14 protein-coding genes and 3 pseudogenes are annotated in these 12613 nt (G+C 61.9%); 10 read left to right on the top strand and 7 right to left on the bottom strand.

The annotated features are described in order from the left end of the window. Positions 1–318: 318 nt before the first annotated feature. On the bottom strand, positions 319–672 hold the full coding sequence (locus tag ACKWRH_RS33510; RefSeq protein WP_445222517.1) for an MOSC domain-containing protein: 354 nt from the start codon (positions 670–672) through the stop codon (positions 319–321). Between the two features lie 807 nt (positions 673–1479). Here ACKWRH_RS33510 and ACKWRH_RS33505 point away from each other — a divergent pair. Further along, the gene (locus ACKWRH_RS33505; protein WP_445217001.1) at positions 1480–1704 is read left to right on the top strand and encodes a DUF2171 domain-containing protein; all 225 of its coding nucleotides are present in this window, start codon (positions 1480–1482) and stop codon (positions 1702–1704) included. Positions 1705–1865: 161 nt separating this feature from the next. Then, positions 1866–2039 (top strand): hypothetical protein, encoded by a 174-nt coding sequence (locus tag ACKWRH_RS33500; protein WP_445217000.1) that lies wholly within the window; start codon positions 1866–1868, stop codon positions 2037–2039. Between the two features lie 94 nt (positions 2040–2133). Here the strand turns inward: ACKWRH_RS33500 and ACKWRH_RS33495 are convergent, their stop codons facing one another. Continuing rightward, complete coding sequence (locus tag ACKWRH_RS33495; RefSeq protein WP_445216999.1) at positions 2134–2307, bottom strand: hypothetical protein; 174 nt, start codon at positions 2305–2307, stop codon at positions 2134–2136. 923 nt (positions 2308–3230) lie between these two features. Here ACKWRH_RS33495 and ACKWRH_RS33490 point away from each other — a divergent pair. From ACKWRH_RS33490 to ACKWRH_RS33480, 3 genes are read left to right on the top strand one after another with little or no spacing between them, the layout of a single operon-like run. Further along, positions 3231–3809: a phosphatase PAP2 family protein gene (locus ACKWRH_RS33490; protein ID WP_445222516.1), complete on the top strand. Its 579-nt coding sequence runs from the start codon at positions 3231–3233 to the stop codon at positions 3807–3809. Continuing rightward, positions 3806–4129, top strand: coding sequence for a DUF3147 family protein (locus tag ACKWRH_RS33485; protein ID WP_445216998.1), 324 nt, complete (start codon positions 3806–3808; stop codon positions 4127–4129). Before ACKWRH_RS33490 ends, ACKWRH_RS33485 begins: the two co-directional genes overlap by 4 nt. A gap of 20 nt (positions 4130–4149) precedes the next feature. Next, positions 4150–4626, top strand: coding sequence for a DUF3147 family protein (locus ACKWRH_RS33480; RefSeq protein WP_445216997.1), 477 nt, complete (start codon positions 4150–4152; stop codon positions 4624–4626). A gap of 18 nt (positions 4627–4644) precedes the next feature. Here the strand turns inward: ACKWRH_RS33480 and ACKWRH_RS33475 are convergent, their stop codons facing one another. From ACKWRH_RS33475 to ACKWRH_RS33465, 3 genes are all read right to left on the bottom strand, one after another. Further along, positions 4645–5160 carry a YciE/YciF ferroxidase family protein gene (locus tag ACKWRH_RS33475; RefSeq protein ID WP_445216996.1) on the bottom strand — a complete coding sequence of 172 codons (516 nt, stop codon included), beginning with the start codon at positions 5158–5160 and terminating at the stop codon, positions 4645–4647. Positions 5161–5577: 417 nt separating this feature from the next. After that, the gene (locus ACKWRH_RS33470) at positions 5578–6720 is read right to left on the bottom strand and encodes a YihY/virulence factor BrkB family protein (RefSeq protein ID WP_445216995.1); all 1143 of its coding nucleotides are present in this window, start codon (positions 6718–6720) and stop codon (positions 5578–5580) included. 657 nt (positions 6721–7377) lie between these two features. Beyond that, positions 7378–8658, bottom strand: a complete 1281-nt coding sequence (locus ACKWRH_RS33465) for a DUF892 family protein (RefSeq protein WP_445216994.1) — start codon at positions 8656–8658, stop codon at positions 7378–7380. Between the two features lie 241 nt (positions 8659–8899). On the opposite strand from ACKWRH_RS33465, the pseudogene ACKWRH_RS33460 reads away from it, so the two are divergent. Both ACKWRH_RS33460 and ACKWRH_RS33455 read left to right on the top strand, forming a co-directional pair. After that, positions 8900–9230, top strand: a pseudogene (locus ACKWRH_RS33460) (Ku protein); the annotation flags it as partial. Between the two features lie 75 nt (positions 9231–9305). Next, positions 9306–9539: a hypothetical protein gene (locus ACKWRH_RS33455; RefSeq protein ID WP_445216993.1), complete on the top strand. Its 234-nt coding sequence runs from the start codon at positions 9306–9308 to the stop codon at positions 9537–9539. A gap of 118 nt (positions 9540–9657) precedes the next feature. Here ACKWRH_RS33455 and ACKWRH_RS33450 read toward each other — a convergent pair. Together ACKWRH_RS33450 and ACKWRH_RS33445 are read right to left on the bottom strand one after the other, a co-directional pair. Further along, positions 9658–9968 (bottom strand): annotated as a pseudogene (locus tag ACKWRH_RS33450) (hypothetical protein); the annotation flags it as partial. Positions 9969–10052: 84 nt separating this feature from the next. Next, positions 10053–10509, bottom strand: a pseudogene (locus tag ACKWRH_RS33445) (Hsp20 family protein). A gap of 329 nt (positions 10510–10838) precedes the next feature. Between ACKWRH_RS33445 and ACKWRH_RS33440 the strand changes: the two are divergent. From ACKWRH_RS33440 to ACKWRH_RS33430, 3 genes are all read left to right on the top strand, one after another. Then, positions 10839–11063 (top strand): hypothetical protein, encoded by a 225-nt coding sequence (locus ACKWRH_RS33440; protein ID WP_445216992.1) that lies wholly within the window; start codon positions 10839–10841, stop codon positions 11061–11063. Continuing rightward, positions 11060–11233 (top strand): hypothetical protein, encoded by a 174-nt coding sequence (locus ACKWRH_RS33435; RefSeq protein ID WP_445216991.1) that lies wholly within the window; start codon positions 11060–11062, stop codon positions 11231–11233. The genes ACKWRH_RS33440 and ACKWRH_RS33435 overlap by 4 nt, the downstream gene beginning before the upstream one ends. A gap of 287 nt (positions 11234–11520) precedes the next feature. Continuing rightward, positions 11521–12378, top strand: a complete 858-nt coding sequence (locus ACKWRH_RS33430; protein WP_445216990.1) for a glucose 1-dehydrogenase — start codon at positions 11521–11523, stop codon at positions 12376–12378. The last annotated feature ends 235 nt before the right edge of the window (positions 12379–12613 follow it).

Here is a 12613-nt window from a genome sequence, read left to right as displayed (position 1 = left end):
TGGGAGTTCAAGCGCGCAGCCAGGGAACTTGGCGAACCGGCGCCGGACCTGAATGTTCCGTCGCATGAGAGGACGTCGGGATGGCGCGCATACGGCGGCGAGGACGGAAGCGGTGTCGTCATGATCAAGGGGATGGCTGCGGCAGGCCAGTGATCACCTACCGCTTTGGATCGATGCCAGAAGTCGTCGAGGACGGCATCACGGATCATCGTGGAAGGCCACCCTTTCGGCGAACTGATCGCCAAGAAGATCATCCGATCGGGCCGGCTCATGAAGCCTCGGGATAATCTGGGGCGGGTCGTCGAGGTATTGGGCCTTCTACAGAGCCGGGAGGGCGCGAAATGGCGAGGACGGAAGCCGAATTCGCGCGATATCGCCAGCCGCAACCGTCCCGCCGGCCCGGACCGCGCCCAGCACCCCGGACTTGAACGGACGGCCCGTTTCCGCCGACGAGAGCACCTGCCGTTTGAGGCCAGCCCGGTAGCGGTCGATGAGGACGCAGGGCGTCCGGAGCCCGGTCAGCTCTATGATCGCCGTCGGCCCGAGTTCGATCAGGCACCTGAGCGGCAAGCGCTCGAGGTCCAGGCCGGCAGTGGTGATGTTCTCGCCGAGGTCGCCGGCACCGACCTCAAAGCCAGCTTTAAGTAGCGTTGCGAAGAGTTCGGATGGGATCAGGTGGACCTGCCGGAGATTGGGCAGGCGGGGTCTGCGACGGGCCAGATAGCGGTGCCGGACGAAAGGGCCGGCGTGGCGTCGCCTTCGACGCCATTGCCTTCCACCAGAACTATGCGGTCCTTCGTCGGTTTGCTGAAACGGTGCCCGCGATCGGCGGCGACCGCCACCACCCTTCCCTCGAGCGATCGTGCCCCTGCGGCATCAGGCGGCGCGGGCGAGCGAGCGCCGCTTGTGGCGGAGGTAGCGCGTGATCTCCCCAAGCGTCATTGCGTTCCCGCAGGAGGCCTTGCACGGTGCGAGCGTCGGAGGCCACTCAACGAGCCTCCCGTCCCATGCTTCGCGTAGTCGCCGGAGCAAAGCGACTTTGTCGAGGCGTCATCGGGCCGATCGTCGAAAGATCGATCGAGTTTCTGCGCTGCCCGGAAGTCCTCGAGGTGCTGCGTGTTCGGGCCATAAGCGGCCTCTTTCTTGAGGAGATTATAGATCCGCCCGGCCATAAGCTGGAGATGTTTCATCTTGCCCTGCGGCATCGATCGGGCCCTGCAAAGGGCTCTAACAGCGTAGGCGCGGAAGTAATCAAAAGCGTCTGACATGATCAGGGTAAACGCCGGCGCTCTCCTACTAGTTAGGTCGAAACCGGTGGAGATGGAAGCCCGCTCGGCCGCCACTTTAGGAAGTGATTGAAATCTGAGGAGGGTTGCGATTCTCTGGGGGCAGCGCCGTCCTCGCGCCAGAACAGCCCTCTTCGGAGGGCATTGCAACGATGTACCGCTGTTCCCGTTGCCTCTTCACAAGGAGAAGCACATGTCCGAAATCAGAGAACACATGAAAATCGTCGGTAAGGACGGCGTCCAGGTTGGCACTGTCGATAAAGTAGAGGGGGATCGCATCAAGCTGACGAAGAAGGATAGCCCCGAGGGTCACAAGGACCATCACCACTATATCGACAAGAAGCTTGTCGGATCGGTCGAAGGCGACGTCGTCAAGCTCTCACTCAACGCCGACGCCGTTCCCAAACAGGAAGGTTAAAAGAGCGCGCGGGCCCTGCACCATACACCGCAGGTATACCGCGCGCTGACGGCCTCCCCGCGAGCACGGGGACCGTAGGAATGAAAAGCCCACAAGCTGGACGATGTTCCTGCCAGGAACCAACAACCTGATTCGTGCCTTGAATCGTTTTGGAGGCACCGATGGCAGTAAACAAACCGTCTGGAGACAACGCACGCAAGGGCGCGGTGAAGAAGCGGACGCAACTCAAGAACCCTCTCACCAAAACCTCGACCAAGCGCAACAAGACGAGCGGCGAGTTCATGGCCGTCAAGAAGACCGCGAAGAAGTTTAAGGGTGTTCGGAAGGAGAACTGATGGGCCGGTTTTTCATCGGCATCATCATCCTCAGCATCGCTATCGTGCTGGGGATGTATCTTCACATCATAGCGCTTTGAATACCTGCGCCGCCTCAGTCAGGCTGCGCCTTCGATGCCTGCGTGCTGCTGACCGGATCCGACGCTGGGAAGCTGTACTTCAGACCTTGTTCGAGCTCCTCGTCTTTCGTCTTTTCCTTGCCTTGGACATTTTGGTTGGGGTCTTTGGCATGCTTGTCCTGTGGTGCCGGATCGAATTTTTCAGCCATGGGCTTTCCTTTGTTTCCGCCAACATGAACGCTTGGCGGGCGGCGCCGTTCCTCCGCAGGAACCAACGCTTTGGCGCGGGCTTGCTTCAGAGGAAGGATTCCAAAATGTACAGTAATCGCCAACGCCCGATCGTCGAGAGTCCGTGGAAGTCCGTCAGGCAGAACCCGACCCAGTGTCCTCGTGCTCCTGCTCGCCAGCCTCGCGTTGGCGGCCGCGAGCCTCGTCGCCGTATGGACATTGTTTTTCCACTCTTGAGCGCGGCTTAGCGCGACATTCGTGGCGCGCATGAAAGTGGGGGCAAGACTTGTTGAAAATCCGCCCGACCAAATCCCGTGATATCTCCGCTTGAGAGCTGCTTATGGATGAGATGAACGCCCGGATCGAGACGTCCTTGATGAACGATCGCGTTGCGCGAGTAGTTCCGCGCCGTCAAAAATGGTTTTGGGCATCGCAGCGATGTCTTCGACAACTGACGTTCCCAAATAGTGAAGCAGGTAGAGTTTGAGGGCGTCCCTTCGTTAAACTCGCCGTAGATATTGATAGGGCCGCCCGAGTGTTTGACGAAGCGTACAGCTGGCTGAGGCCGAGACCGGTGCCTTGGCCGGTCTGTTGATGCTGAGAACGGCTCGCGCATTCGATCTATTTAATGCCTTGACCTATCCGAACGCTGTTGTCGGTGGCGGCGATCAATAACGTATTGCTCGGCCTGACGTCGCCATGCTGACAACGATAGGCGTCGTCCGATAGGAGTTGCCGTCAGCCATTGCGATTCCCCCCTCTCCCGACAGAGCCGATGCATCTTCAATGAAGGCCAGACAAATTGGTTTTATGACACGCATATGAACTTGGAACTCGTCCGGACGTTATGATGGCAGATGCAATTCGAACAACGTTGCTTCTCCGGGCAGCGACGGACGAGCTGATGGCCCTAGTTGAGGTTAAGCCTACCAAGCCCGATTTGCTGATTGCGCAAACCGTGGCGCGCAACACAAACCATCGCGCGGAGATGGTCTCACGTGGACTGACGTGGGGCGTCGACGAAAAGATACTGCTGGCGTTGGCTGTCGCCGGGTGGGTCGCGAGCCGAGGCAGATCGGAGCAGTTGCAACGCGCCGGTAACCACGCGCTCTTGGTTACTGTCGCGGTGTCCTTGGTACCTCACGGCTTGAAGTCGGTGATTGACCAGACTCGTCCGGATCGCAAGACGGTGCTCGGCCACGTGCACGGCGTCTCGTTTTCGGGCAAGCGGGAGGACGCTTTTCCATCGGAGCATGCGCTGCATATGGGCGCCTTGGCGTCCGCCGCGGGCACTTTACCGCCGATGCCGCGAAGAGTGATCCAAACCTTGGCGGTGGGCCTTTCCCTGACGCGGATCGTCGTACTGGCGCACTGGGCGAGCGACGTGGTCGCAGGCTTTGCGCTCGGTGCTGTCATGGAGCGGATGCTGCGGTTCTGGACGGGATATCCGCTGCGATCCTCGGATGAGAGGCGGCCGAAATGACCGAGTACGTCATCCGCTTTCTGATCGGTGGCGTCGTGGTGTCGGCGTTCTCAATGCTTGGGGACGTGCTGAAGCCCAAGAGCTTCGCCGGCTTGTTCGGGGCCGCGCCCTCGGTCGCGCTGGCCACGCTGGGCATCGCGATTTACCGGCACGGCGAATCCTACGCAGCCGTCCAAAGCCTGTCGATGATGGCGGGTGCGGTCGCACTTGCCGTCTACAGCGTCGTCGTCTGCCAGTTGCTGATTCGCGCGCGGATTAGCGCGCTGCTGGCGACCTTGCTGTCGATCGTCGCTTGGTTAACCACGGCCTTTTGCCTTTAGGCAGCCGCCGGAGGTCAGACATGAGCACGCCCATCTGCGTCTCGCCGTCCTCGCTGCGGGAAGGCCGCTGGTATGAGTATGTGGTCCGCTTCGCGCTCGGCGGGGCGGCGACGGTCTTCACCGGTCTGATCAGCAGCCGCTATGGAGCGTCCGTGGGCGGCCTATTCCTCGCTCTGCCGGCCATCTTCTGCGCCAGCGCCACGCTCATCGAGAAACATGAAATCCGCCGCATGCGGCAGGCTGGGCTACAAGGCGAGCGGCGAGGCCAACAGGCCGCAGCGCTCGACGCCGCCGGCGCCGCGCTCGGGGCGCTGGGCATGTTGGCGTTCGCCGTAGTGTTTTGGTTGCTGGTCGAACGCAGCGTCGTCGGCGCGTTTACTGGCGCCTCCCTAGCTTGGCTTTGCGTTTCTGTGGCCGCTTGGTTCGCCCGGCGCAAGCTGCGTGCTGCTCGCAAGCCCGAACGCGGCAGCGGCCCCGCGATGTCACGGAGCCGCTGAACATTCAACGGAAGGATTTCAGGCCGCGTCGGAGGCTTTGGCGTTGACGCCCTTGCGGAGCGCTACCGTGTTGAGCTTGGTGTTCGCCGCCTTCTCTTCGTTCAGGTTGGTCGTGAGGAAGCGCACGATCTCGTCGTGGCCCAGCTGCTCGGCCCAAGCGATTAGCGTCCCGTAGCGGCACATCTCGTAGTGCTCGACGGCTTGCGCGTTTGCGACGATGGCGGCATCCAAGACCGCTTTGTCTTCGATTTCGCCGGCGGTCTCGTCAGCCTCCTTGATGATGCCGTCGATGGCTGGGCACTTCGTGCCGCTCGGCTCCTTGCCGAGCTTGATGAATGCCTTCTCAAGCCGTTCGACTTGCTTGTTGGTTTCCTCGAGATGGGTCTTGAGGCCGGTGACCAAGTCGCGGTTTGTTGCCTTGTCGATCATCTTTGGCAGCGCTTTGAGGATCTGCTGCTCGGCATAGTAGATGTCCTGCAGACCGTGGATCAACAGGTCGTCCATCGTCTTGATGTCTTTGGTGAAGAATCCCATAAAAACACCTCCTTGCACAATGATGGCAAGGGAACGCCGAAGAATCGCTCAGGTTCCGTCACGGCGGCCGCGTTCGTTAGTTGTCTATTTCACCTTCTGGACGATTTGCGCCGGGTGATGGTGCTTTTGCACTATGAGGCTTTTATGCACCGGTCGGGCCGCCATGGGAAAAAGCCTGTCGCGTAATGATCGGCAGCTCCGGATGGTGCTGGCGACAACGCTCTGCGATCTGCCACCCGTCTATATTTCCCGGCATCGAGATACGGTCACCAGCACGTCCGCTGCCGTGCGTTTGCACCACGCAAGCGCCTTTTCGCCGTCCGAGACGTGGAAGACGTGGCAGCGTTCGTCGCTCCACGATGAACTCACGGATCTATATGAAACTTCCGAACGTTTAGACCGTCTGGGCCAAAAACTTTAGGTCGCGGCGTGTGTCGCGCCGACCGTATCCGCCATCTTCGCGCCGCGAGCGCCGAGCGGTTTGGGCCGTCCTGTGGTGGTATCGCGCGCGGTTTGATGCTCCATCTCCGCATTGAGTTCACCGCCGAGCAGGATCACGATCGCCGAGAGCCATAGCCACGTCATGAAGCCGATGACGGCGCCGAGGGAGCCGTAGGCCTCATTGAAAGTACCGAAGTTGGCGGCGTACCACGAGAACAGCGCGGAGGCCGCGAGCCAAAGCAAGGTTGCACCTGTGCTACCCCAAGTGATCCATCTCCATCGCGGTGCCTGCCTGCTTGGACCGAAGCGGTAGATGCAGGACAGGCCCAGCGCGACGGCGAAGAACATCGCCGGCCAAACCGCGAAACGAATGAGAAGTTCGACGGGGTCGGAGAGCCAAAGGTGCTGCAAAACGATGGGGATGGCGACGACGGCGGCCAATGCGGCCAGGATGAAGCCGATGGCGGCGACGGTGAAGGTCAGCGACATGGCATTCAGTTTGAAGAAGCCCCGCTTCTCCTGCTCGCCATAGACGATGTTCAGCGTGTCAAACAGAGACTTCATGGCGGCGTTCGCGCTCCAGAGCGAAATCGCAAGCCCGACCGCAAAGGTGAAGCCCAACGTTCGATCGCCTTTCGTGGCAACACGAGTGAGCTGCTCGCGCGCCACATCAATAGCGCCGCCGGGTACGAAACCGGCTATCTCATCGAGATGTTTGGCGATACTGCCCGGGTCGGAGAAGAGACCGTAAATGGACACCAGCGCGGCCAGCGCTGGGAAGATGGCGAGGATGCTGTAGTAGGTCATCCCGGCGGCGAGGGCGAGGATGCGATGGTCGCCGATGTTGCCGTGCACCCGCCACAGGATGTCCTTCCAACCCCTCGCGGGAATTTCCGACGGCGATGCCGCGTGCCGCCCACGGTCTCCTCCCTCGGTGGCCACGGCGGTGGCGGATGCATGCCGGCTCTCGTTATCCTCCGGCTCCAAGCCGCCGCTTTCTTTTGGCTCCGTGGGAGCTATGCGGTCCCATAAGAACGCTACGGCGAGCAGCCCTAGCGCTGCGGCGATGCTCCAGCCGTCGGCGCTGGCGTGTTTCCTCGGTCGGCTCCGGACGTCCATTCTCTTCTCCGCGACCGCTAACGGCCTTGGCGAAGAAGCAGTTCCTGCGGACGTGTCAGATGCGGAGCGATGCCAGCGGCAAGGACATGACCAGCCCGTCCGGCTTCCAGTCCCCGATCCGGTCTGTCGTCGTTTCTACCAATCTGGTGCCGAAGCCCGGCGCCGTCGGTCGCTCTTCTGGGCTCCGTATTTGGCCGCGTTGATGGCGAGCTCGTGGAAGACCTGTCCTTTGCCGCCGCACTTGCCGCATCGCCCGGGATAGATTTGGGGTCCGGGCGCCGTCTCCGCGCGGCGGGACGAGCCCGGCCCGTCGCGCTGGTTTGTTCAAAAATTGCTTTCGACGTGCGAGGCCCAGGCATTTTGGAGGAGGCGGGGCCGGTGGCCTCGCGGACAATCTGTTGGTCCTCGACGTCCGACCCGAGCGACTGGCGTGTCCCGCGACGACCGTACGTCGAAGGGGTTCATCGAGAGAGGGATCAAAAGTTGCCTTCTTGGGTTGCTGCTCGCTTGTGAACCAGCAACGCAACTTCGGGGCGCGATTCACCGCGGTGTGTCCGGGGCGTACGTGATGCTTCCAAGACATGGTGGCGCGGAGCTGGCCGCCAAATTGGGGAGCCAAGCCCGCTGTCGGCCGGCAAGCCGACAGCGGGGATCGGATTACTCAGCTTCCCCTGTCTGCTCGATCGCCGATGGCATCCTGGCGATTGACATGAGCGAGCGCGCGACCTGGTTGAGTAGTTGGTCGGCGTTCTCCTCTTCGGCCAGCGACTTCGACAGAAGGGCGACGATGGCACTGTGTCGGAGCTGCTGAGCGAGATTCCGGGCGGTGGTGTAGCCGGAAATCTCGTAGTGCTCGACCCGCTGCGCCGCGCCGATCAAGGCGAGGTCCGCTGTGGCATCCTCCTTCTCTTCGCCCTCTTCGATGACCTCTTGGCCTTCTTCAACTAGGCCCATCATGCCCTTGCAGGGCTTAGCGCGGGCCGTCTTGCCCAGTAGCTCGAAGCATTCGTTGATCCGCTCGATCTGGGCTTCCGTCTCGGCGAGGTGCTGTTCGAACAATTCGCGCAGCTGATCGTGGCGCGCCGCTTCCGCCATCTTCGGTATCGCCTTGGTGAGCTGCTTTTCGGCGTGCAGGATATCGCCGAGCTCGTCGATCAGAAGTGCGCCGAGACCGACCTCATCAGCGGTTGGCGAGCTTTCGGCGACGATCGAGGATGCGGGACCGGGGTCTCCCGCTTGGATGGCCGGCGATTCCGTGAAGACCCAGTCTCCGCCCTCGTTCCAGGGGCCGCGGGTGTCGATCTCGCCGTGGTCGCCGGCGCCAGTGGAGTCGTTGAAGAACTGGTCGACGAGGCCCGGCGTTGGCGCAATGCGCCCGATGCTCAGCTGCGGCTTGCCCATGCTCTCGAGCGCCAGCGAGAATGCTTTCATGTGCGTGATTTCGCGCGTCATGAGGAACTGTAGCGCGTCCTTTGTTCCTGCATCGTCCGTGAAATTGATGAGGCGTTCGTAGACGATCTTGGCGCGCGCCTCGGCAGCTATGTTGCTGCGTAGGTCGACGTCGAGTTCGCCGGTTATCTTGAGATAGTCGGCGGTCCAGGCGTTACCCTGCGAATTGAATAGGTTCACGCCGCCGCCGCCGGCGATCGCGATCAACGGGTCGGCCTCCGCGGCCTGGCGGTCGAACTTCGACGGCTTGAGATGCATGCGGGCGAGCGTGCCGACGACCTCGAGGTGGCTGAGTTCCTCGGTCCCGATGTCCATAAGCAGATCCTTGCGATCCGGATCCTCGCAGTTGATGCCTTGTATCGAATACTGCATGGCGGCCGCTAGTTCGCCGTTGGCGCCGCCGAACTGCTCGAGGAGCATATTGCCGAAGCGCGGATCCGGCTCGTCGACGCGGACGGTGAACATGAGTTTCTTGACGTGATGATACATGGGGAGCCTCGGCGTTCAAGGAGGGATGGTTACCGAAGAACAGGGTGTGAGCATTCCCGTTCCTATTCGCCGCACAAGGATTCGCCGCGACCGCGAGGGCCATGTAACCAGCTGGAATTCGGTGCCAAGCGCTTCAAAGGCTATGAAGCGGAGGAGATCATCGGTCGTCATTCCTCGACCTTCTACACGGACGCTGAGCGGGAGCAAAAAGTGCCTGCATTTGCCTTGGAAGAGCCGAAGCGCAAAGCACATCGTGAACCAAAAAAGCCGGGTCGTTCGAGCCGGACAAGTTCGAAGACCAATACGAAGTCGATCTCATCAACCAGAAGCGTGCCGGCAAGCCGATTGCGCCGAAGGAGAGGCCGAAGGGCTGCAACGTCGTCGATTTGAGGAGGCCCTGCGGCGCAGCGTGTCTGGAGCTGGGGCCGAAGAGAAGGCGCCAAAGAAATCGGCGAAGAAGCCGCAAGGCTGCCGCTGGCCAGAAGGAGATGCTGATGTCGATCGCCGGCAAGAAGCCGGCGAAGGAAGCGGCGTCGAAGAAGTTGTCCAGGTCGCAGCGGAAGCCCGCCTGAGCGTTTACAAAGCCCGTTCAGGAACTTGCGGTCTTTCGCGCGGGTTATCCGCTCCGTCAGCCAATGGAGAGCGGCATGGACCCCAAGGAAACGGCGGCAATGACGGAGGCCTCTGGCCTCGTGGATCCGGAACGCGCCACGGTCGCCAGCGCAAGATCGTCCGGAGCGGAAGGGAGCGCCCTCGGCATGCCCTCGCAAGATGATTTCGATCGCTGGGCCGAAAAGTTGCGCGAGGTGACCGTCAAAGCGCCGCTCCGATCGCTCTTCGTCGCCTTCCTTGTCGGGATATGGGTGGCGCGCCGGCGCTGAGCGGCAGCCGTCAGTCGAAGCGGAAGGCCCTGTGTCGGACGAGCCGGACAACAGCGCCAGAAATGGCACGGTCCAGGCCGCCGAGACGTGGCCGAGCAGCACCATTCCGAGAACGGCCTCACGCAGACCTCCGCCGCGCGGCGGCCCAAGGCCGCCTCAGCCGCATGGTGCGCCGCCCGGGCGGGGCGGATCGTCGTCCTCGCCATTCAGACGCCGCAGCGCCGCTAGGATATCGTCAAGGCGGATGGTGTGACCCATGCCGGGGATATTGCGCAGCGCGGGACAGGATACGACGGCGGACATGTCGGACGCCCAAGACGACAGGATGATCCGCTTCTCGGGCGCCGAGAGGGGCTCGTCGTTCAGCAAGTGGCCCGGCGACGCATAGTACGCGGCGGGCTGGAAGAGAGGATTGAAATTGCTGGAATTCGTCGGCCTCCGTTACGCTCCTTTCATGATGATTGATGGACGGCGGGCGCGAACCCGCCGTCGCTCTTCTTCGGTTGGAAGCGGTTAGGCCGCCTTCTTCTGCTCGATCTGAGGAAGGAGCGCTGCCTGCGATCTGGATCCTTCGCGGCTTCATGGCCTCGGGCACCTCGCGCATGAGGTCGATGATCAGCAGCCCGTCCTGGAAGGAGGCCTGTTTTACCTGGACGTAGTCGGCCAGATTGAAGACCCGCCGGAACGGCCGCGTGGCGATGCCCTGGTACAGGAATTCGCCGACCGCCTTGTCGGGCTTCCTGCCCTCGATGGTCAGCGCGTTCTGCTCGGCGGTGACGGCGATGTCGTCGGCGCCGAAGCCCGCGACCGCCAACGTGATCCGGTAGTTGTACTCGCCTGAGCGTTCGATGTTGTAGGGTGGGTAGTTGTCTTCGGCCGCCTACCGCAGCGCGCTATCGACGAGGCCGGCCAGATGGTCGAAGCCGACTGTGGAGCGCCAGAGGGGCGCGAAGTCGAAGGTGGTGCTCATATCCAAGTCCTCCTAGGAGCAAGATGGTACAAGAAGCGCAGGACGGCTGTCCGAAACCCTGCCGGCCGGCGCCCGTGCCGGACCCTTGAAGGCGTCCGACACCGCGCTCGCGGCGAAAAACGACCTAGAAAAACGCAAGGACGATTCAAGAGGCCGACCGCAAATTTTTTGCGTGCCGCGATTGGTTAACACGCTTGGCCCAAGGATTTCGGCATCGCACGGCTGATGTCTTGACAGCCTTTTCGCGGCGAATATTTTCCCCGTGGGAAGCTCGCTTCCCCGTTCTCGAACCGCAAAGGACAACTGAAGACCGTCAGGGAGTGGCGACGATGCTCGACGAAGAATTTGCCCGTATCCGTGCGCACCGCAACAACATTCACCGCTATCGCAGCCTGCTGAAGACGCAGCTATCGGATATCGAGCGCCAGTTCATCGAACGGCGCATGGCCGAGGAGACTGCATCACTCGAGGCGCTAAATTCTGAAACCTTCCCCATCGGATTTGCCCTGTCCGAAACGCCGGCCGCGCAGGCGAGCGCGGGGGTGGTGTCATGACCGTCAGCGATCTGCTGATCCGCGGCAGCGAGAAGGTCATCGATCAATACCGCCTGCTGCTTGCCGGCGCCAAGACCGAGAAAGAGCGCGAGCTCTATCTTAGCCGGATCGAGAGTGAGCAGCGGCTTCTCGACCAGCTCCAGATTGGCTTGCCGAAGGTGGCGGCGTGACTTCTCCGGGCGGAGAGGATCGATTTGCGGGGTTCGACATCGTGCTGAAGAGGCGTGGTCGCGGCCGATGGAAGTGGGCCGTCTGCACCGTCGGAGGAGACGTCGTCATGTCCGGCTCGGAGTGCAGTCGCGTGGGCGCAAGGTACAAGGCCGAGCGCGCTCTCTTTCTCCTGCTTTGTGCAAGCGCGTCACGGGTGGTGTCGGGAGGAGAGAGGCGGGCGACGGGTTAGGAACCTTGATGGCCTTCAGTCGGTTGTCGCGCTCTCGACCCGTGGAGACCGATCTCAATGCCTGACTATCCGAAGCCGCCTTACCCCAGCCAGAAGCAGCCGACGCCCGGGTCGACCGCGAAGATGGACCCACGCCCCGATCACGGAGAAGCCAGCTACAAGGGATCCGGGCGACTGAAGGGCAAGCGTGCCATCATCACGGGCGGAGATAGCGGGATAGGAAGGGCGGTCGCTATCGCTTTCGCCCGCGAGGGCGCCGACGTTCTGATCGCCTATCTCGAGGAGCACGAAGACGCCAAGGAGGTTGCGGCGCTCGTCGAAGCGGAAGGCCGCAAGGCCGTTTTGGTCGAGGGCGATCTGAGGTCCGCGGACCATTGCAGGAAGGTCGTCGATCGGGCAATCCGCGATCTGGGCGGCGTCGACATTCTCGTCAACAACGCCGCCCATCAGGCGACCTTCAAGAATCTCGCCGACATCAGCGATGAGGAATGGCGGATGACGTTCGATGTGAACATCCACGCCATGTTCTTTCTTGCGAAGGCCGCCGTGCCCCAAATGCAGCCGGGCGGCGCCATTATCAACACCGCCTCCGTGAACTCGGACATGCCGAATCCGACACTGCTCGCCTATGCAACGACGAAGGGCGCCATTCAGAACTTTACCGGCGGGCTGGCCCAGATGCTGGCGGAGAAGGGCATCCGTGTGAACGCCGTGGCGCCTGGGCCGATCTGGACGCCGCTGATCCCGTCGACCATGCCCGACGACGCTGTGAAGAACTTCGGCAAGCAGGTACCGATGAAGCGGGCCGGGCAGCCGGCCGAGCTGGCGACGGCGTACGTGATGCTGGCGGATCCGCTTTCGAGTTACACGTCTGGCACGACGGTCGCCGTGACCGGAGGCAAACCGTTCATCTGATCCCGGGTCTTGAACCCGTTACGCTGAACTCTACCTCGTCGTCTGCAGGTGACTCGGGCGGACGAGCGGCATCGATCTTGCCTCATTAGGCGAGGCGCGTCGGCGGCAACCCGTCAGCACTGTGTTGGAAGTCATGTTATTTGAGGCGCGCACGCCCAGGTCCGCCTCTGCCGCAGCTTGCTGATAAGGCCACGCGCGGCGGCGTGCTCGCACGAACGCTTTGTGGATAGCTATT

This window comes from Bradyrhizobium sp. Pa8, from assembly GCF_052588265.1.
The sequence above is the reverse complement of the archived record's forward strand: the minus strand, read 5'-3'. Positions and strand labels throughout refer to the sequence as shown.

Bases quoted from the DNA above. Each gene is read 5' to 3' on its own strand.
- ACKWRH_RS33500 (WP_445217000.1), top strand. From the start codon at position 1,866: ATGGCAGTAAACAAACCGTCTGGAGACAACGCACGCAAGGGCGCGGTG.
- ACKWRH_RS33495 (WP_445216999.1), bottom strand. From the start codon at position 2,307: ATGGCTGAAAAATTCGATCCGGCACCACAGGACAAGCATGCCAAAGAC.
- ACKWRH_RS33465 (WP_445216994.1), bottom strand. From the start codon at position 8,658: ATGTATCATCACGTCAAGAAACTCATGTTCACCGTCCGCGTCGACGAG.
- ACKWRH_RS33440 (WP_445216992.1), top strand. From the start codon at position 10,839: ATGCTCGACGAAGAATTTGCCCGTATCCGTGCGCACCGCAACAACATT.
- ACKWRH_RS33455 (WP_445216993.1), top strand. From the start codon at position 9,306: ATGGACCCCAAGGAAACGGCGGCAATGACGGAGGCCTCTGGCCTCGTG.
- ACKWRH_RS33475 (WP_445216996.1), bottom strand. From the start codon at position 5,160: ATGGGATTCTTCACCAAAGACATCAAGACGATGGACGACCTGTTGATC.
- ACKWRH_RS33490 (WP_445222516.1), top strand. From the start codon at position 3,231: ATGGCCCTAGTTGAGGTTAAGCCTACCAAGCCCGATTTGCTGATTGCG.
- ACKWRH_RS33480 (WP_445216997.1), top strand. From the start codon at position 4,150: ATGAGCACGCCCATCTGCGTCTCGCCGTCCTCGCTGCGGGAAGGCCGC.
- ACKWRH_RS33505 (WP_445217001.1), top strand. From the start codon at position 1,480: ATGTCCGAAATCAGAGAACACATGAAAATCGTCGGTAAGGACGGCGTC.
- ACKWRH_RS33485 (WP_445216998.1), top strand. From the start codon at position 3,806: ATGACCGAGTACGTCATCCGCTTTCTGATCGGTGGCGTCGTGGTGTCG.
- ACKWRH_RS33430 (WP_445216990.1), top strand. From the start codon at position 11,521: ATGCCTGACTATCCGAAGCCGCCTTACCCCAGCCAGAAGCAGCCGACG.
- ACKWRH_RS33435 (WP_445216991.1), top strand. From the start codon at position 11,060: ATGACCGTCAGCGATCTGCTGATCCGCGGCAGCGAGAAGGTCATCGAT.
- ACKWRH_RS33470 (WP_445216995.1), bottom strand. From the start codon at position 6,720: ATGGACGTCCGGAGCCGACCGAGGAAACACGCCAGCGCCGACGGCTGG.